The sequence below is a fragment of the Candidatus Pelagibacter sp. HIMB1483 genome (assembly GCF_052048135.1).
Classification (GTDB): domain Bacteria; phylum Pseudomonadota; class Alphaproteobacteria; order Pelagibacterales; family Pelagibacteraceae; genus Pelagibacter.
The window spans coordinates 932,202-953,714 of record NZ_JBNAIM010000002.1 but is presented as its reverse complement, the minus strand read 5'-3'; the positions used below and the strand labels follow the sequence as shown (position 1 = coordinate 953,714).

The following is a 21,513-nucleotide window of genomic DNA, read 5'->3' as shown; positions in this document are numbered from 1 at the left end:
ATCATTTTACTTAAGCACATACTATTCACACTTAATATTAAGAAAGGGGAATAAATGCGAAAAATAATATCATTAGTATCTGCAATGATAATTTCAGTAGTAAGTTTTGCTGGAATATCAAACGCAGCAGATAGTAAAAAGCCCATCGTTATCCCAACTCATAACTGGTCAAGCCAAATTGTGATGGCTTACGTTATTGGTGGAATAATGGAAGATATGGGAAATAATGTTAAATATGTTAACGCTGACTCTCAAGCAGTTTACGAGTCAATTAGAATTGGTGACGTAACTATATCTCATGAAGTGTGGGAATCTGCTTTTGGTAAATCATTCACAACTGCTTTGGATAAAGGTGGATTGTTAGACTGGGGTGACCATGAAGCAAGAACACTTGAAGATATGGGATATCCAAACTGGGTTGCTGAAAAAGGATTATGCCCAGGACTACCAGACTGGACTGCTTTAAAAAATCCTGACTGTGCTAAAAACTTTACAACACCAGACTCTCCAGATGGAAAAGGAAGAATGTTGGAAGGTCCACAAACTTGGCACGGTGACTTAATTCCACAAAGGGTTGACGCTTTAGGTTTAGGAGATCTTTGGTGGGTTAAATTTGCTGGAAGTGCTGATGCACTTTGGGCAGAGTTAGCGGCAGCTGAAAAAGAAGGAAGAGGAACAATCATCTTTAACTGGACACCTAACTTTACTGATGGTGCTGGTTTTACATTTATAGACTTTCCTCCATACACTGCAGGTTGCAGACCGGAAGATGGTGGAGATGGAAAATGTGGTTCGCCAGATGGTTATTTGAAAAAAGCAGTTAATGCTGATTTTCCAAAAACTCATCCAAAAGCAGCGGCAATGTTCAAAAAACTTTCTTTCACAACAAGTCAAATTGGTGCAATGGCAGCTTTAGTTGACGTTGACAAAATGACTCATGAAGATGCAGCTAAAAAATGGCTGAAAGATAATAAGAAAGTTTGGAAAGCTTTTACTAAATAAGGTTAAGAGCTATTAAATCTTTAAATCTCTCCCAACAATGTTGGGGGAGATTTTTTTTTAAAAAAATATGAGCAAATACTTTTTAAGCATATTCATTAGTTTATTTTTTTTTGGTCAAACTTTTGCAAAAGATGTAAACATTAGTCAGAATATTGATCTTAAATTTGTTTGTGATTTAGATAAGAAAATAATTAAAAATTCAGAATATAATTATCAAACTTTTTTAGCTAAAGATTTGAATGAAAAAGGTTTAGATAAATTTGAAATTCAATCAAAACAACCAGAGACACTTCTAATTAAAGGATTATCACCGTTTCTTTCAGAGTCAGCAAAACTAAATGTAAAAGTTGTGAATAAAGATGTAGTTTTATTTAAATCAATTGATAAAGAAAACAATTATTCAGAGTCAGGTATCATCACTAGAAAAACAGGAGAATTAATTCATGAAATTACAAGAAATATTAAAAGTGAAAACGCAGAAAAATATATCTTTATATATTCATGCATCAAACATGATCAAAAAGTCTGATTTTTTTTTGTTAAATTTTGTGTAAAGTGTTGTTATGAAAAAATATCTCCTCAGCATAATTTTAAGTTTATTAATTACTTCAGTTGCATTAGCACGAAGTACTGGCTGTAAAGAAGGAAATTGTGAAAATGGTTTCGGTAAATGGGTTTATACAGATAAAACTACATACGAAGGAGAGTGGGTAGGAACAAAAAAAAATGGTCAAGGAGTAGAAACTTGGCCTAACGGATACATTTATAAAGGTGAATTTAAAAATAGTGAATGGAGTGGAGTAGGTGTTTTAACTTTTCCTGATGGATCAACTTATGAAGGTGAGTGGGCCAAGGGCTTTATGAATGGAAAAGGAACTTTCACTTCTTCGGATGGAACACAAAAATCAGGTACATGGAAAAATGGAAAGTTGCAGGATTAGATGTCAAAAGAAGATTATTTAAATAGAATTAAAGATTTACCTGAAGCTATAAAACAATTTGGAGGTTTAGTACTTATAGTTATTATTATTTTCTTTTCATTTTCAGTTCTAAATATCATGTTCGGTGGGGGTGATGAACTGGTGAGAAAAATGAAATTAGAGGAGGAAAGAATTGCACAAGAAAAAAAATTAAGTGAATTAATTTCTAAGCTACCATCAGGAATTTTAGTTACTTTTGATGGCACTGAACACTTTAAATTAACAGATGAAGTATATAAACAGGTTTGTAAAGCAACGAAATTAATACCTCAAAGAGCAATTATGGGTGCAAATTTTTTAAATTTTAGAGCACATGAAATTTACACAATTAACGGAAACAAAATTGATGAAACATTTGTTAAGTGGGATGATGAAAAAAACAAATGCTACGCTGGTTTTACAGTAAGTGGAGATAATGTTGGAGTTAATGAGTCAATAACTGTTAGTGGTGAAGCATTAAGTTTTTTAAGCACAGGAATTGATACTAGGGTTTATTATATCAAAAATTTTTAAGGAGGAAAAACATTAATATTATGGATTTAATTTTACCTTAATTTCATATAACTTAAATAAATATTTATGTCTGAACCAGTTATCAAGTGTGAAAATGTTTATAAAATTTTTGGAGCTAACGCTCAAAAAATGCTTCAAGAATCTAATGGCAATGTTGATGCTAAAACTTTTCAAGATAATGGATGTATAGTTGGTGTAAATAATGCATCATTTGAAGTTTCAAAAGGAGAAATGTTGGTTGTTATGGGTTTATCTGGTTCAGGTAAATCAACATTATTAAGATGTATTTCTCGATTAACTGATGCAACTGGTGGAAAAATTTTTATAGAAGGCCAAGATTTATTACAACTTAATAATAAAGAACTCATTGAACTTAGAAGAAATAAAATGGGAATGGTTTTTCAAAGTTTTGCTTTGCTTCCACATAAAACTGTTGTTGAAAATATAGCTTTTCCACTTCAAATTAAAGGTGTCAAAACTGAAGATAGTATTAGTAAAGCAATGGACATGGTTAAGTTGGTTGGACTTGATGGGAGAGAAAATTATTTTCCAAGAGAATTATCAGGAGGACAACAGCAAAGAGTAGGTATCGCAAGATCTCTAGCGGTAGAGCCTGATATATGGTTTTTAGATGAACCCTTTTCTGCCTTAGATCCATTAATTAGAAAAGAAATGCAAGATGAGTTTTTGAGGCTTCAGGAAAAATTACAAAAAACAATCATGTTTATTACTCATGATTTTGATGAGGCGTTAAAACTTGCTGACCGTATCGCAATTATGAAAGATGGTATTATTGAGCAGTTAGATACACCAGCCAATATTGTTTTAAATCCAGCTACCGAATACGTAAGAAAGTTTACAGAAGAAGTGCCAAGAGAAAAAGTTTTATTAATAGAAGATGTAATGGAAGCATCTAAGGATAATCTTGGAGATTTAAAGGTTATGAATGATGAGATTATTGAAAATGTTGCTGAAAAAATTCTTACACAAGAAAAAGCAGTAGCAGTGGTAGATAAAAATAATAAGATTATTGGTTCTATTAATCCTGCTAAAATAATCAATACAGTTTTTGGGGGAAGAAAAAAAAATAATTAAATAATGGAACTTTTAAAAAAATATCCTAAGACATTTCAATGGTTATTTCTGTTAATTGTTTTTTTTGCTTTATGTTTTGCAATAGAAGTTCCAGAAACATATAAATTTATCCGGGGTCAAGCAGAATTCGTTAAGGATCCAAATCAAAGTAGTTATGTATTTTTAGGCAAAGAAGTAAGATACTATGCTTTTGATGTTTTCTGGAGATTGCCTCCGCTTCTTGGATGGTTACCTATTTGGATAAATGACTCATTATTTTTCTTAATGAACGAATGGATGCCAATTGAAATTTGGAATGAAGATACTCAAGAATTTAAAAGTAGACCGATAGTTTTAGAAATAAGTAGAAATTTAACAGCATTCATGACTTTTTTAATAAATTTAATTAGAGAGATTTTATTAGGAGGCCTTGAAACTATAGTAGCATTTACTAGTTGGGACTGGATAGATAAAAATCCTTGGGCTGAAATACCTGGATTGCCATGGACTATTGTTGCAGTAGGCGCAGCATTACTTTCATACAAACTTAGTGGAAAAGGTTTAGCTTTGTTTGCAGGTTTAACTATGGTTTATATTTCTATATTTGGTCAATGGAAACCATCCATGCAAACTCTTTCATTTATATTAGTTGCAGCTCCATTATCATTTGTTTTTGGTTTGGGTTTAGGAATAGCAGCATTTAAAAGTAAACGAGTTGAGAAAGCTTTATATCCAATATTATTAGTGATGCAGACGATGCCACAATACGCTGTATTAGTGCCAGCGCTTGTGCTTTTTGGAGTAGGCGATCATGCTGCAGTTATTATAACTATGGTTGTGGCTGTACCACCAATGATATTATTAACTATATTAGGATTAAGAGCTGTACCCCCAGAAGTAATTGAAGCTGGTAGAATGAGTGGATGTAATAATTGGCAATTAATGTTTAAGGTATTAATTCCAACTGCAAGGAGAGATATTCTAATTGGAGTGAACCAAGTTATCATGGTTTGTTTTTCAATGGCAGTTATTTCAGCTTTTATTGGTGCCAAAGGTTTGGGATTTAATTTATTACTAGCATTAAACCAATTGAATATTGGATTAGCACTAGAGGCAGGTTTATGTATTAGTTTGATTGCAATTTTATTAGATAAGATGTCATTAGCATGGGCAAATAAACAAGAAGATTATTTTGGCAATCTTACATTTTATCAGAGAAATAAAAATTTGATATTTTTTGCAGGGACAGTAGTGATTGGAATAATTCTTGCTTATGTTGGTACCTTTTTATTCAAAGGTACATTTAATTACTTATTTGAAATTCCGCACAATAAAGGAATATCAACCGCTGATTTTTGGAATAGAGGTGTTGACTGGATTTTTGAAACCTTTTTTGTATATATCAAAGCATTTAACACGTGGTTGATTCAAGAAGTGCTTCAACCAATGAGAGCGCTATATTTAAGAATGCCTGTAATTGCTACAATAGTTTTAGTGGTTGGTGCAGGGTACTTGATTGGTGGAATTCGTTCAGCTTTAGTAGTTTGTGCTTTAACTCTATTCATTGCATTTAGCCCATGGTGGGATAGAGCGCTAGTCACGGCTTATATGGCAACTTTTGGAGTAATAGTATCTTGTATTATTGGATTTACTGTTGGAACTTTATGCTTTCAAAATAAACATTCGGCAAATTTTATGTTGGGCGTATGTGATATTTTTCAAACATTTCCGTCTTTTGTATATTTAATACCTGTAATGATGTTATTTGGTATCACTGATACATCAGTATTAATTGCAGTTATAGTTTACGCAACGATACCAGCGACTAGATATACAATCGAAGGACTTAGAAGTGTTCCAGCTGGTTTACACGATGCAGCAACCATGTCTGGCGTGAATAAATTTCAGAGATTAACAAAAATAGAGTTTCCTTTAGCATTCCCTCATATGATGCTTGGTATAAATCAAACAATTGTGTTTGCTTTATTTATGGTAATTATCGGAGCATTCATTGGTACAGAAGATTTGGGCCAATATATTCTCAAAGCGCTATCTGATAAAAATGGTGCAGGCATAGGATTAACACTTGGTATTTGTGTGGCCTTTATAGCTTTGATATTTGATAACCTAATTAGATCTTGGGTTGAGAAAAGAAAAAAACACCTAGGTATTGATTAATATAAAATTATTTATTCAAAAAAGTTTTTAATGAATCATCCATTGCTTCTGCCCATGGTGTGTGATGAATCGGAGCAACAGATCCTGTTACAGGAGAAGAAAAAGATTTGTTTCTATAAGTTAATATGTCCTCAACTTTATGATGTTCCCATTCCTTAAAGTGCTTTCTAATTAATTCAAAATCAATTTTAGGATAATCTGACATCTCATGAAGTTCTTTTGTGTACTCTGTTTGAAAATCTATCATTTGATCTGGGTTTTCTAATTTTTCCTCAAGTGCAACCCATTTGTTAATATCACTTTCAATTTCCTTATCATTTGGGATTTTAATTTTATTCATTATCACGTCTCTTGCATACCAAGCCTGACAGTCAAACATATTAAATGTATGAAACTGATCTTGCATACCAAGATATAAAAGTTTGTGATTGTTTTGCCAAACCACACCCTTATATAACTTTGGTGGATAAAGTCTGTTTTTAGTTTTTAACTGTAAATTTTCCTCTAAAAAAGGAAAATGATGAAGATACCCAGTACATAAAATTACCACATCAGCTTCTTGCTCAGTGCCATCTTTAAAAATCGCTTTTTTCCCTTCTAGTCTATCTAAGTAATGAACTTCTTTCATTCCTTTCGGCCACTTAAATCCCATAGGATTATGTCTGTATCCAATGGTTACGCTTTTAGCACCGTACTTGTTGCATTGAAGCGCCACATCTTCAGCAGAATAACTACTGCCTAGAACAATTACATTCTTATTTCTAAATTCCTCTGCATCTCTAAAATCATGGGAATGCATAATTCTTCCAGGAAAAGAATTCATTCCTTCATATTCTGGAATGTAAGGAACAGAAAAATGTCCAGTGGAAACTACTACAAAATCGAAATTATCTTTTAATACTTTATCGTTAACTTTATCTTGATAACTAACTTCAAATTTATCATTTTTATAAATTGTATTTACTACTCTAGTGTTGAATTTGATTTTACTTTTTAATTTTCCTTTGCTTACTCTTCCAATAATGTAGTCATACAAAACTGCTCTAGGAGGAAAAGAAGGAATAGCTTTTCCAAAATGTTCATCAAATGAATAATCTGCAAATTCTAAACACTCTTTTGGTCCATTTGACCATAAATATCTGTACATGCTGTTATGCACAGGATCTCCATACTGATCAGAACCAGTTCTCCAATTATAGTTCCACAATCCTCCCCAGTCCTCTTGTTTTTCAAAACAAACTATTTCAGGGATTTTTTCACCATTTTTTTCTGCTAATTCAAATGCTCTGAGCATAGACAATCCACATGGTCCAGCTCCTATTATTGCTACTTTTGTCATTAAGTTACCAAATTTTAATTTGTAAAATTATTTTACTAACAAAATTGGGAATTTAAAATAAAATATTACAATAAAACTAGGATTATTTGAGATTACTTTCTCTCGTATGTGTTGTATTAAACACATAATTTTTGAGCTAATAACATATGAAAAAAATTTTGGTAATTGGTGGTGGTGCAATGGGTTCTGCTTTTACGATCCCATGTCTTGAAAATAAAAATGTTGTCACAATTACCGAACCTTACTCAAAAAGATTTATAAAAGATTTATCCTCAAAAAAAAAGTTTCATTCTGCATTAAAAATTAAACTTCCAAGTAAGTTAAAATTTAGGAAATTTTCAAGTGATCTTTTAGAGGAAAAATTTGATCTTTTAGTAATTGCTTTAAGTTTACCTGGAATTGATTTTATTGCTAAAAAATTAAGACATAAAAAGATAAAAACTCCAGTTTTAGTGCTTACTAAAGGATTAAAATATATATCTAAAGATAAGAAAATTTTAACAATTTCAGAAAATTTAATAAGAAACTCTGGAATAAAAAATGTGTCAGTTTTAAAGGGTCCTTGTCTAGCAAAAGAATTAGCTAGAAAAAATCAAACAAGTGTTGTCATAGCAAATAAAAGTATCAATTTTGCGAAAAAAATTGGAAAAAGAATTTCAACAAAATATTATCTTGCTGAATTTTCTAAAGATGTCATTGGGGTTGAGGTATGTTCTGCAATTAAAAACATATATTCAATGATAATTGGAGCCGGTCAAAGCTTAAATGCTTCATCTAATTTATTTCAGAAATCAATTTTAGAAATGATTTTTTTAACTAAATTTTTTAAAGGCAAAGAAGAAACTACCCTAGGACTTGCTGGAGCTGGAGACTTATATGTTAGTGCAGCGGGTGGTCGAAATAGTAAAATGGGAAGTTACTTAGGTAAAGGTTATACATTTAAAATTGCAAAGAAAAAATTTATGCCAAATGATACTGTCGAGGGAGAGCAACTTGTCAGAGAAATTGCACCATTTATATTAAAAAAAATTGACAAAAAGAAAATTCCTTTAATGGTCAATTTGTTTAGAGCAATATTGAATAATAAAAAACTCAAATTCAGTTAAGATTATATATGAAATTTAATTGGAATTATCCGACAACAGTTTGGGTTGGTGAAGATAGAGTAAATGATTTGGGGGAAGCATGTATAAATTTAAAAATTACCAAACCTTTATTTGTTACTGATAAAGATTTAATTAATTTACCTTTCATACAAAAAATTATAAATGAAATTAAAAGTAAATTTCAAGAATTAAAAATTTTTTCAAATTTTTCTGGAAATCCAATTGGAGAAAATGTTGATGAGGGTGTAAATGAATTTAAAAAAAATAATTGTGATGGAGTTATTGCGATTGGAGGGGGAAGTGCAATTGATGTTGGAAAAGCTATTGCGTTTATGTCGGGGCAAAATAGGCCTATTTGGGATTTTGAAGATATAGGAGATTATTGGAAAAGAGCTGATGAAAAAAATATCTCACCAATAATTGCAATTCCAACAACAGCTGGAACAGGATCTGAGACAGGTCGAGCATCAGCTATCATAAATAAAAAAACAGGTATTAAAAAAATTATTTTTCATCCAAAAATATTACCTTCAATTGTTATTTTAGATCCAAAATTAACCTTAGAACTTTCTCCAAGATTAACAGCAGCTACAGGTATGGATGCATTAGCTCATAACCTTGAGGCTTTTTGTGCACCAAACTATCATCCAATGGCAGAAGGTATTGCATTAGAAGGAATGAAGTTGATTAAGAAATCACTGGTAGTTGCATTCAAAGATGGAGGAAATGTTGAGGCAAGACAAAATTTATTAACAGCTTCATCAATGGGTTCAACAGCTTTTCAAAAAGGATTAGGTGCTATTCATTCATTGAGCCATCCTGTAAATGCCCAATATAATATTCATCACGGATTATCAAATGCAATTTTTATGCCGTATGTTTTAACATTTAACAAAAATTCTATAGAAAAAAAAATAATTTCAATATGTGATTACTTAGGTTTAGATAAAAAATTTGATAGCTTTTTAGAATGGATATTAGATTTAAGAAAAGAACTGTTAATTCCTCATAAGCTCTCTGATGTTATGGATTGTTCAAAAATCAATTTAGATGAATTATCTTTAATGGCATACGAAGATCCATCAACAACTGGAAATCCAAGAGAAATTGATAAAGATGATCTGAAGATGATGTATGAGTACAGTATTACAGGAAATTTATTCAAATGAAGAATATCTTAATTGTTGAAGGAAATTTAAGAGAGGAAAATCAAAGTTTTTCAAAAGTTGGGATACAAACTCATACAGAAAGTTTAAAAGATAGTCTTGCTTATTTCACTAATGAATTAAAATTTGATGTTGTTAATCCATCATCAGATCAAAATATTCAATTAATATCTGACAAACTTGAAAATTATGATGGGCTAATATGGGGAGGTAGTAGCTTAAATATTTATGATGATACCCCAGAAATCAAAAAGCAAATTGAATTTATGAAAGATTGTCAAAAAAAAGTAAAAAAAATTTTAGCTATTTGCTGGGGTATGCAAGTAGCAGTTACTGCTGCTGGAGGTCAGGTTAAAAAAGCAAATAACTCGCATATTGGAATAGCAAATGAAATTGAAGTAAATGAAAATGGAATAAACCATCCTCTTTATGTTAATAAAGATATAAAATTTAATTCCCCTGCTTTTAATTTTGATGAAGTTGTAAAATTGCCAAGAAATGGGATTTGTCTAGCTTCTAATAAGATAAACAAAATACAAAGTTTATATTTTGAAATAAATGATACTAAAGTTTGGGGTTTGCAATATCACCCAGAAATAACATATGAAAAAATGATAAGCTTAATTGAATTTAGAAAAGATAAATTAATTGAAAATAGAAAAGTTTTTAAAGACACTGGGGAAGTTGAAAAACATATTTCATTTATAAAAAAAGAAATTTTAGTAACTAACAAAGAAAAAAGAATGTTAGAATTAAAAAATTGGCTTAATCAATTAAGTTAAAATAAACCTTCTATCTCACCTTTATCATTTAATTTGATTGAGTCTGCTGCCGGTACTCTTGGCAGACCTGGCATTGTCATTATTTCTCCACAAACAACAACAATAAACTCTGCACCTGATGATAATCTTACTTCTCTAACTGGTAATACATGTCCAGTAGGAGCTCCTTTAAGATTAGGATCTGTTGAAAAACTGTACTGAGTTTTAGCAATACATACTGGAAGATTTCCATAACCTTTTTCTTCAAAATCTTTTAATTGTTGTCTCGTTTTTGTATCTGCAACAACCTCACTAGCATGATAAATTTCTTGTGCAATTTTTTCAATTTTTTTAAATAATGGCAATCTATCTTCGTATAAGTATTTGAAAGTATTTTTATTTTCCTCACAAATTTCAACTACATTTTTTGCTAATTCTTTGGTGCCTTCTCCGCCGTTTGACCAATGTGTACATTTAGAGGCTTTTACACCTTGAGTTTTGCAAAAATCAAGTAAGGCATTCATTTCTTTATCGGAGTCGGTTATAAAATGATTTACAGCAATTGTGACTGGTAAACCAAATTTTCTTGTATTATTTATGTGCCTTTCTAAGTTGATTAAACCTTTCTTTAATGCATCAACATTTTCTTTTTTTAAATCATCTTTTGCTACTCCCCCATGCATCTTAAGAGCTCTTATCGTTGCAACAATTACAACACAATCTGGTTTAATTCCTGATTTTCTACATTTGATATCTAAAAATTTTTCAGCTCCAAGATCAGCACCAAATCCTGCTTCGGTAACGACATACTCTGATAGTTTAAGACCTGCTTTAGTTGCTATAACAGAATTACATCCGTGAGCTATATTTGCAAATGGCCCACCATGAATTATTGCTGGATTATTCTCTAAAGTTTGAGTGACGTTTGGTCTTATAGCTTCTTTTAAAAGAACAGTCATTGGTCCTTGTGCATTTAAGTCTTTTGCATAAATTGCTTTTTTATTCCTTGTGTATGCGATTGTAATATTTCCAATTCTTTTTTCTAAATCATTTAAATCTGTAGCAAGACAAAATATAGCCATGATTTCTGAAGCTACAGTGATATCAAAGCCATCTTGTCTAGGATAACCGTTAGCAACACCTCCTAAGTCAACTACAATAGATCTTAATGATCTATCATTCATATCCATTACTCTTTTCCAAACTACTCTTCTAACATCTATGTTTAGTTTGTTTCCCCAATAAATATGATTATCAATTAGTGCTGAAAGTAAATTATGTGCAGATGTAATAGCGTGAAAGTCACCAGTGAAATGTAAATTAATTTGTTCCATAGGAACAACTTGAGCATATCCTCCACCTGCAGCACCACCTTTCATTCCAAAAGAAGGGCCTAAGCTTGGTTCTCTCAAACACACTATAGATTTTTTTCCAATTTTGTTTAGCCCATCATTTAATCCAACTGAGGTAGTTGTTTTTCCTTCCCCTGCTGGAGTTGGTGTTATTGCCGTAACCAAAATTAATTTTCCATTTTTTTTACTTTTCAAACTATCTAAATATTCTAAATTTATTTTTGCTATGTGACGTCCCATTGGACTGAATGCTGAACTTTCATCGGGAACATTGATTTTAGCTAAAATCTCTTTGATAGGTTGCATTTTAGCTTCTCTTGCTATTTGTATGTCTGATTTTACTTCACTCATTAAAGTCCTCTAAATTATTTAAAAAGATGATTGATTAGTATCTCTTTTTAGCACCTTTGGAAATATCTAAAAATTATATATAAAAAAAATATGAACTATTTATATTCATTATTATAAAATTTAAACATGCAAAAATATTCAATATTTAATCTAGTTAAAAACGCTTTTTCTAATCATGATAATTGGGATTTAGCCTGGAAAGATCCTACTCCAAAGGAAGAATATGATGTAGTAATAATAGGAGGTGGAGGCCATGGTCTAGCAACCGCTTATTACTTGGCAAAAGAGCATCAAATTACAAATGTTGCAATAATAGAAAAAGGTTGGATTGGCGGAGGAAATGTCGGGCGTAATACAACTATAATAAGATCAAATTATATGCATGACGACAATGCTTTGTTTAGTGAATTTGGAATGAATTTATGGAGAAAGATGAGTCAGGATTTAAATTACAATGTAATGTTTTCTCCAAGGGGAATTATAAATCTTGCACACTCTGATGCACAAATGAATGTTTATGCAAGAAGAGGAAACTCAATGAGGTTAAATGGTATTGATGCAGTTCTTTTAAATAGAGAAGAAGTAAGAGAAATTATTCCAATGGCAGACTTTTCAGATAATGTAAGATTTCCAATTTTTGGTGGACTTATGCAGCCTAGTGCAGGTACCGCAAGACATGATGCAGTAGCTTGGGGTTATGCTCGTCAAGCAGACTCAATGGGTGTTGATATAATTCAAAATTGTGAAGTGACTGGATTTGATGTTTCAGCAGGAAAAATTAATGGAGTAAGAACATCTCGTGGAAATATTAAAGCAAAAAAAATTGGATTATGTGTTGCGGGTAGTACTAATATTTTAGCTGAAAAATTAAACATGACCTTACCAATTGAAACACACTTGTTACAGGCTTGCGTTTCTGAACCAGTTAAACCAGTTTTGGATAAAGTAGTCACTTTTGGTGCGGGACATTTTTATATAAGTCAATCAGATAAAGGTGAGATGGTAATGGGTGGTGATTTAGATGGCTATAATAGTTATGCTCAAAGAGGAAACTTACCAACTCTTCAACATGTATTAACTGAGGGAATAGCGATGATGCCATTTTTAAGCAAATTAAAAATGCTAAGAACATGGGGAGGAATAATGGATATGTCGATGGATGGTTCACCTATTATAGATAAAACTCACATTGAAGGTTTATATTTAAATTGTGGTTGGTGTTATGGTGGTTTTAAAGCAACCCCAGCATCTGGTTGGACATTCGCACACACAATTGCACAAGATAGGGTTCACGAACTAAATTCTGGATACAGTTTAAATAGATTTAGCACTGGTCACTTGCTTGATGAAAAGGGACTTGGTACAAAAACTTGGATTTCATAAATGCTTCATATTAAATGTCCACATTGTGGTATGAGATCACAAAATGAATTTTCTTATGGAGGAGATGCTAGCGTTAAAAGACCAGAGCTTAATAAGGAAGTTTCAGATCAAGATTGGGATAATTTTGTTTATAATAGAAAAAGTTTAAGAGGAAAACACTGGGAATTGTGGCAACATATATCAGGTTGCAGACAATGGATAAAAGTTGAGAGAGATACAGCAACTCATGAGATTTTTAATACCCTCAAAGCTAACGAGGAAATTTCTTAATGACTCAAAGCTTTAGATTGGAAAATATTGGATTAATAAATAGAAATAAAAAAATTTCATTTAAATTTAATGGAAAAAGTTATTATGGTTATGAAGGAGATACTTTAGCATCTGCATTAATAGCTAATGGAGTTCATTTAGTAGGAAGAAGTTTTAAATATCATAGACCAAGAGGATTTTTTGGAGCGGGAGTGGATGAGCCCTACGCAATAGTTCAACTTTACAGAAATGGAGAAACTGAACCAAATATTAAAGCCACAGAACAAGAACTTTTTGAAGGTCTAGAGGCAAAAAGTGTAAATTGTTGGCCAAGTGTTAACTTTGATATAGGAGCAATAAATAATTTTTTAAAGATTTTTCTACCAGCTGGATTTTATTACAAAACTTTTATGTGGCCGAAAAGTTTTTGGTACAAAGTTTATGAACCATTCATTAGAAAAGCAGCTGGACTCGGTGTTGCTTCTATTAAACACGATAAAGAGAGATATGAGCATAAATATGAATATTGCGATTTATTAATTGCTGGCTCAGGTCCATCTGGTTTAGCAAGCGCATATGCTGCAGCAAAAAATGGAGCAAAAGTTATATTAGCAGAAGATAAAGCAAGATTTGGTGGAACTTTACTTACAAACGAAGTTAATATTGGAAACAAAACAGGCAAAGAGTGGGCTGACGGAATTATTGCTGAACTTAAAGAAATGCCTAATGTAACTATTAAAAATAGATCTCAAGTTTTTGGTTATTATGATCACAATATGTTAGTGATGTCTGAAAGAATTAGTGATCATTTACCAGAGACAAAAAAATTTCATCCTAAACAAAGACTATGGTACATAAGAGCTAAAGAAGTTTTAATTTCATCTGGATCTATTGAGAGGCCAATTGTTTTTGGAAATAATGATACTCCTGGAGTAATGTTGTCATCAGCAGCAAAAGAATATTTAAAAGTGTATGGTGTATTAGTTGGTAAAAATCCTCTAATATTTACTAACAATGATAGTGGTTATGAAACAGGAATTGAATTTAAAAAGAATGGCATTGATCCTGTAATTTTAGATACAAGAAAAGATCCTCAGTCAGAAATAGTTGATGAAGCAAAAAATTTAGGAATAGATATTAAATTTTCTTATGTAGTAGTGGCTGCACAAGGTTACAAAAAAGTAAAATCAGCTGATATTGCAAAAATCTCAGATAATAAAGAAGAACTTGGTGTAATTGAAAACATCAAGTGCGATTGTATATGTGTTTCTGGTTTCTGGACACCAACTATTCATTTGGCTTCGCAGTCTGGAAATAAAACAAAGTTTAATGAAGAAATTGATGCATTTGTTCCAGGCAAATCAAAACAAAACGAGAGAACATTAGGTGCTGCAAATGGAATTTATACTTTAGAAGAAACTTTAAAAAGTTCATTCGAAACTGGTTATGAATTATCAAAAAAAATTACTAATACTGATAATAAGATTTCTTTCCCAAACGTTGTTGAAAAAAAATCAACTGTTCATGATAAATTTTGGTGTGTACCACTTCCTAAAGGTAAAAATTATAAAAGGTTTTTAGATTTTCAAAATGATGTAGCAGTTTCAGATGTAGAAATAGCTTTAAAAGAGGGCTATCGATCAATAGAACATGTCAAAAGATATACCACATTAGGAATGGCAACTGACCAAGGGAAGACCAGTAATCTAAACGGCTTACAATTAGTATCTAAAATAGAAAATAAAGTTGTGCCAGCAGTTGGACATACTACTTTTAGACCACCTTACACACCAGTTTCAATTGGAGCCATTGTGGGTAGAGAAGTAGGCAAACATTCTAAACCAACTAGAAAATCTCCAATGCATTATTGGCATGAAAAAAACAACGCAGTTTTTGTGGATGCTGGAGTATGGTTAAGACCAAGATATTATAAACAAGGAAATGAAAACTTATTCGAAGCATCGAAAAGAGAAGCCAAGAATGTAAGAACAAATGTTGGAGTTTGTGATGTAACTACATTAGGAAAAATAGATATTAAAGGTCCAGATGCCGCAGAACTATTAAATAGAGTTTATACCAATGCTTGGCTAAAGTTACCAGTTGGTAAAGCTAGGTATGGTGTGATGTTGAGAGAAGATGGAATAGTAATGGACGATGGAACAACCACAAGAATTTCAGAAAATCATTATCATATGACAACAACGACAGCTCAAGCTGCTAATGTTCTCTCACATTTAGAGTATTATTTACAATTAGTTTGGCCAGAATTAAATGTTAATGTAGTTTCAACCACAGAACAATGGGCAGGAGCAGCAATTGCGGGACCTAAGTCTAGAGATTTATTAAAAAAGTTATTTCCTAATTCTGATGTTTCAAATGAAGGACTGCCTTTCATGGGCTATATGGAGGCAGAATTGTTTGGTGTAAAAGCTAGAATTTTTAGAATTTCATTTTCAGGCGAGCTTGCCTATGAGTTAAATGTTGAGTCTGACAATGGAAACTTTATGTGGGAAAAAATTATTGAAATTGGAAAAGAATTTAACATCCAGCCCTATGGCACAGAAGCATTGTCAACTCTAAGAATAGAGATGGGTCACGTTGCAGGATCAGAGCTTGATGGAAGAACTATACCATATGATAATTCATTGGAAGGACTGCTAAGTAAGAAAAAAGATTTTATAGGAAAAAGATCTTTAACAAGAGAAGCATTTACAGCAGCAGATAGACAAAAAGTTGTTGGAGTAGTTCCATTAGATAAAAAGACAAGTATTCCAGAAGGATCTCACTTGGTTAAAGATGCAAAAGCACCTTTGCCAAATCCTAAATTGGGTTACATTTCAGCTTCATGTTGGAGTGTTGAATATGACAATCCATTTTCTTTAGCAATCCTTAAAGATGGAAAAAATATGATTGGTGAAAAATTATTTGTAATGTCTCCACTTAAAAACAAAGTTATACCAGTTGAAATAGTTTCATCACATTATGTTGATCCAAAAGGTGAAAGGGTAAGATCATGAGTTCAATTTCAGCTTTAGCAAATGTACATTCAAAAGGCCAGTTTGGGGATTATGAAAATAAAAAAGAAAATAATCTTTTAAAGATCACTGAAAACAAGAATCTATTGATAGCTCAAATAGTTCAGTATAAAAATTCTTCTATTTCAATTGAAAATATTGATTTAGACGGTCTTAAATTGAATGAAAAGCCATTAAGCGTAACAAATAACAAAGATACAAGAATTTTATGGAATGGTCCAAAAAATTGGATTTTAGTTTCAACAAAGAAAGATTTACTTAAAGATATTTTGCAAAATTTAAAAGAAACAGACTTTGCAGTTACTGACTTATCTCATTCAAGAGCTATAATTGAAATAGAGGGACAAAATGTAAAAGAAGTTTTGAAAAAAGGATGTCCCTTTAATTTTAATATATTAGAAAAAAACAATTCTGTAAATTCTACATACAATGGAATCACATTCACCGTTGATATGTTAGATAATAATCCTGACAAAATAAGAATCTTAGCTCTTCGAAGTTTTGGAGAGTCTTTATATCATTCTATTACTGATGCATCATTAGAATTTGGCTATATATCAATTTAAAAAGTATTTTTAATCACGTGTAGCAATATAAACACCAATTGTGGTTAGTAAGAAACCAATAATATCTAATGTAGTTAATTTTTCATTTAGAAAAAGCCAAGCCATAAAAGCAGAAGTAGTTGGTATTAAAAAAAAAATCGATACAGTTTTACTTGCTGAATTATTCTTAATAAGAAACATCAATATTGTAAAAGCACCAAATGAGACTAAGAATATTTGATGACTCATGGCTATTAAAAATGTATCTGTAAAATTAATGTAAGGTTTGCTTATTAATATTATTGCAAAAATATGAAACAAGCACCCTCCAATAGCCTGATAGAAATTGCTTACTGATAAAGGTAGGTTATTACTTAATTTTTTTTGCCAAATTGTAGAGGCAGTTATTGAAATAAGTGCTACTATTGTTGCTAGTAGTCCTAGAATTGGAATGTTTGAACCGATATCTAAACCTAAAACTAATACTGCACCTGTAAATCCCAGCAAAACTCCAGTCCATTGTTTGTTTGTAACTTTTTCTCCCAATATAGGTCCACTTAGTGCATTGGTTAAAATTGGTTGCAGAGTTACTATCAATGCGGCTATACCTGTCGGCATACCAATCGAAATAGAATAAAAAACTCCACCTAAATAAAATCCATGAAAAAGAACTCCACTTAGAACAGATTCAATCAAATTTTTTTGATTAACAATTATTGTTTGTTTAGAGTAAAAAGAAAATGCATAAAAACCTAATGCTACAAAGAAAAATCTAAAAGCTAGTGCTGAAAAAGGATCACTATTATCAACAATAGGCTTGGTGGTTATAAATGCTGACGACCATAACAAAATAAAAATGAATGGATATATTCTGATCATTTTAGGTTTTATAAAAAAAAATTACTTACAATTGATTCTCAAATTTAGTTAAATTTGTCTATGAAAAATGAGCTTTTAGGCCAAAAGTACAGTTCTACCTTGAGTTGTATTCAAAAATGTATAAGATTCTTCTCAATTGTGATTAACAAAAAAATGATTTCGAAATGAAATTTAGATTTATTAAAATATTAATGATTATAGTTTCGTTTTTCTTTTTGACTGGTTTTTTTCCTGTTTTTTCTATACTTGGCCCTGGTTTAACAGCTTTTACATCTGGCAATATTTACAAAGCTGGAGCTCAATATATGATTAATAAAACTATTGAAGATGCAACTGGAAAAGATTCTCTAACTTTTGTCAAAGATAAAATTGAAGAAAACAATGATAATAAAGATTTAAATAAACAACTTATGCTACTAGTTGAAAAAAGAATAAAACTCACAAGACAAAAACTAAACCTTAAAAATATCAATCAGTAATTTTTAAATAAATTAAATGTTTTTGTTTGGTTTCTTTACACCATAATTCATAACTTTCACACATTCTCCATAAATGATCAAAGGCTCTTTGAGAAATTTCTAGTGGATAGTGACTTTTGGCATAATATAAATTTGGAAATTGAATTAATTGTTTGGTTGTCAAATCTTTTTGGATTTGAAGTAATCTTATAGTCTCTTCAGGTATCTTTTTTTTTGTTTTATTTTCTACAAAATTATTTTTTTCTAATTTCTTAATTAAGTTATCATGAAATACACCGCTACTAATTTCTTTATAAACATCAGAACCAATAAAGGCTTCAATAGCATTAACATTAGAAAAATCTGGATTTAAATTTTTAATTTTGCATATCTCTAAATAGATTAATTCTGCAACTAATAATACATAAGGTTTTTCCTTAGATACCATTATTTACTTTTATATTTTTTCATTGCTGCATTTGCCAAAATCAAATTTGGGTCTAAGAAAACTTTTGATGATTTAATTGTTTTAAATGATTTAAAAGCAAAAATAGCTATTGGAAGTTCAGTGCATCCAAGAATTATCTTTTTACACTTTTTTTTAATTAAATAATTTATTGCAGGTTGTATAGATTTATTAGCTAATTTTACTTTTCCCATTTTTACAAATTTAATTGCTTTATTTACGGAACTTTTTTGAATATTATTACTTGGAAAAATTAAATTATAATCTTTATCAAAAAATTTATTGTAAACACCAGTCATTAAAGTTCCTTCAGTCGCAAGCAAACCTACGGATGAGTTTTTTTTACATTTTTTTTTGGTTTCTTTAAAAACTTCTTTAGGCATATTTATAATTGGCAATTTAGTTTTACTTTGTAAATCATCAAACCAGTAATGAGCTGTATTACAGGGAATAACTATAAATTTACAATTACTTTTTTTTAGAAGTTGACAACCTTTAACAAGACTTTTTAAAACTAATAAATATTTCTTCTTACTTTTTTTATTATTTGCTTTATTAGAAAGTTTGCCAGTATGAATTCCTATTGACTCTGGTCTGCCTGGGATATTTGATTTATTGTATAATAAAAACAAAGGATAATCTTGGTCAATCTTACCTCTATTAAGAATTGCAAGTTTGTTGCAGAAATCAAGACCAGCTTGAGTACCCATTCCACCTAAAATACCAATCATAATTTAAATATTATGTTTTATTTGTAGAATAATGTATTGGCTATAAAAATAAATTAATTTTTTTTATCTAAATTAAAATTGATTATAGCCAATAAGTGATTGTGAAAATTATGCAGTTTTTAAGTTAACTGCTGAAGGACCTTTAGGACCATCTTCAACATCGAAAGTCAAAGCTTGACCCTCATCTAAACCGTTCATACCAGCATCTCTTACAGCTGAAACATGTACAAACACATCTTTTTCTTTATCGTCACGTTCAATAAAACCAAAACCTTTAGTTGGATTGAACCATTTTACTTTACCTTGTAGACTCATATTTTTTTCTTACTTTAGTTATGTTAATTTATTACTTATAATTAAGTAATTTAGGCTTTCTTTAGAATTAAATGGGTTTTGTCAACAAAATTGATACTTTATAGTTCTTTTTAAATTAATTGTTGTTAATAATCTTGGTTAAATATAAAGAGTTTATATCCTCTTTATAATGAGCAAATGGTTCACAAGGCTTAAAATCACATTTTTTGAACAACTTTCTAGCAGGATCAAAAAATTTACCAGCACCTGTCTCTAAGCTTATTCTTTTTATATTTAATTTCATTGCCTCATTAATTAAGTACTCAATAACTTTTATACCATAACCTTTGTTTCTAAAATCATCATGTATTCTAATTGATTTAAATTCACCATGATTTTCATCTAGAAACTTTAAAGCTCCACAACCAAATAAATTCTCATTTTCCCAAAGACTCCAAAACTTGATTGATGAAACTTTTAATCCTGGTATATCTAAAACATGAGCACTTCCTTCTGGTGAAGCAGCTCTTAATTCAATAAAATGTTTTGTAAGAAGTTTATTAACTTCTGGGTGATCAAAATTTCCCTCAATTGATTTTAGCATTTATATTAAAGTTGTTATATGACCCATTTTTCTTTTGTCTTTTATCTCTTTTTTTAAATAATCATAGAAAAATTCGTTATCATTTAATTTGAGATTTTGTCTGTAAGGCTCTATTTGTTTTCCTATTAAATTTATCATCTTTGCATTAGATATTTTTTTTAATGGAATTTTTTCCATAGAACACACAGCTCTAACATGGTTTTCAAATTGACTAACGTTGTATGCATTTATAGTTAAATGACCAGAGTTATGAACTCTAGGAGCTATTTCATTGACATACAGGTTTTCATTTCTATCAATAAAAAATTCAACACAAAGTGTTCCTATATACTTTAGTTCTTCAGCTATTCTAGTTGCCCAGTCTTTTGATTGATCCAATATTTTTTTACTTATTAATGCAGGTATTACCGAGTGTTTAAGTATTTGATCTTGATGCATATTTTCTATTGGTTCATATATAGAATAATTATTATTAGAAAATCTAGTAACAATTACTGAAATTTCTTTTTTAAGTTTTACCATTTTCTCTAATATATAACCTTTAGAAAAATCAATATTTAGAGTTTCAATATCTTCAATTTTATTAATTGGATATTGTCCTTTACCATCATAACCCATGGTTGTTGTTTTTAAAATTCCAGGGAGTAAATCTTGTAATGTCTCTATATCGGATTTTTTCTCGACCGATATATATCTTGTAGTTCGTATGTTAAGTTTATTTACAAAATCTTTTTCTGCTAGTCTATGTTGAATTAATCTATTGACAGAAGGTTTTGGTAGAACAGGTTTTAACTTATTCATTTCGTTAAGGGTATCGTAAGGAATATTTTCAAACTCATAACTTATTATGTCAACTTTTTTTATAAATTCTAAAATTTTTTGTTTGTCATCGTATTTTCCAAAAATAAAATCATCGCAAAAGTGTTGTGCTGGTCCATCAATATCATCACAATAGACAGTAGTTTTGATATTTAATTTTTTGGCAGCAGCAGACAGTAAACTTCCCAACTGACCACCACCAATTATACCCAGTTTTTTTTCTGACAT

At 30.6% G+C, this 21,513-nt stretch carries 22 protein-coding genes; 14 read left to right on the top strand and 8 right to left on the bottom strand.

Annotation, left to right across the window (positions count from 1 at the left end; translation table 11 throughout):
• Positions 1-54 precede the first annotated feature (54 nt).
• From ACTTAV_RS05850 to ACTTAV_RS05825, 6 genes are all read left to right on the top strand, one after another.
• Entirely contained in the window at positions 55-1,002 is a 948-nt protein-coding gene (locus ACTTAV_RS05850; protein WP_440670853.1) for an ABC transporter substrate-binding protein, read from the top strand.
• A 67-nt stretch (positions 1,003-1,069) separates the two neighbouring features.
• A complete protein-coding gene (locus ACTTAV_RS05845; protein WP_440670852.1) occupies positions 1,070-1,531 on the top strand; it encodes a hypothetical protein in 462 nt (153 codons plus the stop codon).
• A 34-nt stretch (positions 1,532-1,565) separates the two neighbouring features.
• On the top strand, positions 1,566-1,943 hold the full coding sequence (locus ACTTAV_RS05840) for a hypothetical protein (protein WP_440670851.1): 378 nt from the start codon (positions 1,566-1,568) through the stop codon (positions 1,941-1,943).
• Complete coding sequence (locus ACTTAV_RS05835) at positions 1,944-2,495, top strand: hypothetical protein (RefSeq protein WP_440670850.1); 552 nt, start codon at positions 1,944-1,946, stop codon at positions 2,493-2,495. It begins immediately after the preceding gene.
• A gap of 66 nt (positions 2,496-2,561) precedes the next feature.
• Entirely contained in the window at positions 2,562-3,590 is a 1,029-nt protein-coding gene (locus ACTTAV_RS05830; protein ID WP_440670848.1) for a quaternary amine ABC transporter ATP-binding protein, read from the top strand.
• Between the two features lie 3 nt (positions 3,591-3,593).
• A complete protein-coding gene (locus ACTTAV_RS05825; RefSeq protein ID WP_440670847.1) occupies positions 3,594-5,747 on the top strand; it encodes an ABC transporter permease in 2,154 nt (717 codons plus the stop codon).
• Positions 5,748-5,754: 7 nt separating this feature from the next.
• Here the strand turns inward: ACTTAV_RS05825 and ACTTAV_RS05820 are convergent, their stop codons facing one another.
• Positions 5,755-7,086 (bottom strand): NAD(P)-binding domain-containing protein, encoded by a 1,332-nt coding sequence (locus tag ACTTAV_RS05820; protein ID WP_440670846.1) that lies wholly within the window; start codon positions 7,084-7,086, stop codon positions 5,755-5,757.
• Positions 7,087-7,232: 146 nt separating this feature from the next.
• On the opposite strand from ACTTAV_RS05820, the gene ACTTAV_RS05815 reads away from it, so the two are divergent.
• Genes ACTTAV_RS05815 through ACTTAV_RS05805 form a run of 3 tightly spaced genes read left to right on the top strand, consistent with a single transcriptional unit; the run spans position 7,233 to position 10,140 of the window.
• A complete protein-coding gene (locus tag ACTTAV_RS05815; RefSeq protein WP_440670845.1) occupies positions 7,233-8,192 on the top strand; it encodes a glycerol-3-phosphate dehydrogenase in 960 nt (319 codons plus the stop codon).
• Positions 8,193-8,200: 8 nt separating this feature from the next.
• On the top strand, positions 8,201-9,361 hold the full coding sequence (locus ACTTAV_RS05810; RefSeq protein ID WP_440670844.1) for an iron-containing alcohol dehydrogenase: 1,161 nt from the start codon (positions 8,201-8,203) through the stop codon (positions 9,359-9,361).
• Positions 9,358-10,140, top strand: coding sequence for a glutamine amidotransferase-related protein (locus tag ACTTAV_RS05805; protein WP_440670843.1), 783 nt, complete (start codon positions 9,358-9,360; stop codon positions 10,138-10,140). The genes ACTTAV_RS05810 and ACTTAV_RS05805 overlap by 4 nt, the downstream gene beginning before the upstream one ends.
• Here the strand turns inward: ACTTAV_RS05805 and ACTTAV_RS05800 are convergent.
• A complete protein-coding gene (locus tag ACTTAV_RS05800) occupies positions 10,137-11,822 on the bottom strand; it encodes a formate--tetrahydrofolate ligase (RefSeq protein ID WP_440670842.1) in 1,686 nt (561 codons plus the stop codon). The genes ACTTAV_RS05805 and ACTTAV_RS05800 overlap by 4 nt on opposite strands.
• A 126-nt stretch (positions 11,823-11,948) precedes the next feature.
• Between ACTTAV_RS05800 and ACTTAV_RS05795 the strand changes: the two genes are divergently transcribed.
• Genes ACTTAV_RS05795 through ACTTAV_RS05780 form a run of 4 tightly spaced genes read left to right on the top strand, consistent with a single transcriptional unit; the run spans position 11,949 to position 17,055 of the window.
• On the top strand, positions 11,949-13,205 hold the full coding sequence (locus ACTTAV_RS05795) for a sarcosine oxidase subunit beta family protein (protein WP_440670840.1): 1,257 nt from the start codon (positions 11,949-11,951) through the stop codon (positions 13,203-13,205).
• Complete coding sequence (locus ACTTAV_RS05790) at positions 13,206-13,475, top strand: sarcosine oxidase subunit delta (RefSeq protein ID WP_440670839.1); 270 nt, start codon at positions 13,206-13,208, stop codon at positions 13,473-13,475. It begins immediately after the preceding gene.
• Complete coding sequence (locus tag ACTTAV_RS05785; RefSeq protein ID WP_440670837.1) at positions 13,475-16,471, top strand: sarcosine oxidase subunit alpha family protein; 2,997 nt, start codon at positions 13,475-13,477, stop codon at positions 16,469-16,471. The genes ACTTAV_RS05790 and ACTTAV_RS05785 overlap by 1 nt, the downstream gene beginning before the upstream one ends.
• Positions 16,468-17,055 (top strand): sarcosine oxidase subunit gamma family protein, encoded by a 588-nt coding sequence (locus tag ACTTAV_RS05780; protein WP_440670835.1) that lies wholly within the window; start codon positions 16,468-16,470, stop codon positions 17,053-17,055. The genes ACTTAV_RS05785 and ACTTAV_RS05780 overlap by 4 nt, the downstream gene beginning before the upstream one ends.
• A gap of 9 nt (positions 17,056-17,064) precedes the next feature.
• Here the strand turns inward: ACTTAV_RS05780 and ACTTAV_RS05775 are convergent, their stop codons facing one another.
• Entirely contained in the window at positions 17,065-17,913 is an 849-nt protein-coding gene (locus ACTTAV_RS05775) for a DMT family transporter (protein WP_440670834.1), read from the bottom strand.
• A gap of 164 nt (positions 17,914-18,077) precedes the next feature.
• Here ACTTAV_RS05775 and ACTTAV_RS05770 point away from each other — a divergent pair, with 164 nt between their 5' ends.
• A complete protein-coding gene (locus ACTTAV_RS05770) occupies positions 18,078-18,392 on the top strand; it encodes a hypothetical protein (RefSeq protein ID WP_440670833.1) in 315 nt (104 codons plus the stop codon).
• Here ACTTAV_RS05770 and ACTTAV_RS05765 read toward each other — a convergent pair.
• From ACTTAV_RS05765 to ACTTAV_RS05745, 5 genes are all read right to left on the bottom strand, one after another.
• Positions 18,382-18,819 carry a hypothetical protein gene (locus ACTTAV_RS05765; RefSeq protein WP_440670832.1) on the bottom strand — a complete coding sequence of 146 codons (438 nt, stop codon included), beginning with the start codon at positions 18,817-18,819 and terminating at the stop codon, positions 18,382-18,384. The genes ACTTAV_RS05770 and ACTTAV_RS05765 overlap by 11 nt on opposite strands.
• The gene (locus tag ACTTAV_RS05760) at positions 18,819-19,568 is read right to left on the bottom strand and encodes an aspartate/glutamate racemase family protein (RefSeq protein WP_440670831.1); all 750 of its coding nucleotides are present in this window, start codon (positions 19,566-19,568) and stop codon (positions 18,819-18,821) included. Before ACTTAV_RS05760 ends, ACTTAV_RS05765 begins: the two co-directional genes overlap by 1 nt.
• Positions 19,569-19,676: 108 nt before the next feature.
• Entirely contained in the window at positions 19,677-19,883 is a 207-nt protein-coding gene (locus tag ACTTAV_RS05755) for a cold-shock protein (protein WP_075519460.1), read from the bottom strand.
• A 115-nt stretch (positions 19,884-19,998) separates the two neighbouring features.
• Positions 19,999-20,466 carry a GNAT family N-acetyltransferase gene (locus tag ACTTAV_RS05750; RefSeq protein ID WP_440670830.1) on the bottom strand — a complete coding sequence of 156 codons (468 nt, stop codon included), beginning with the start codon at positions 20,464-20,466 and terminating at the stop codon, positions 19,999-20,001.
• Entirely contained in the window at positions 20,467-21,513 is a 1,047-nt protein-coding gene (locus ACTTAV_RS05745) for a 5-(carboxyamino)imidazole ribonucleotide synthase (RefSeq protein ID WP_440670829.1), read from the bottom strand. It lies immediately after the preceding gene.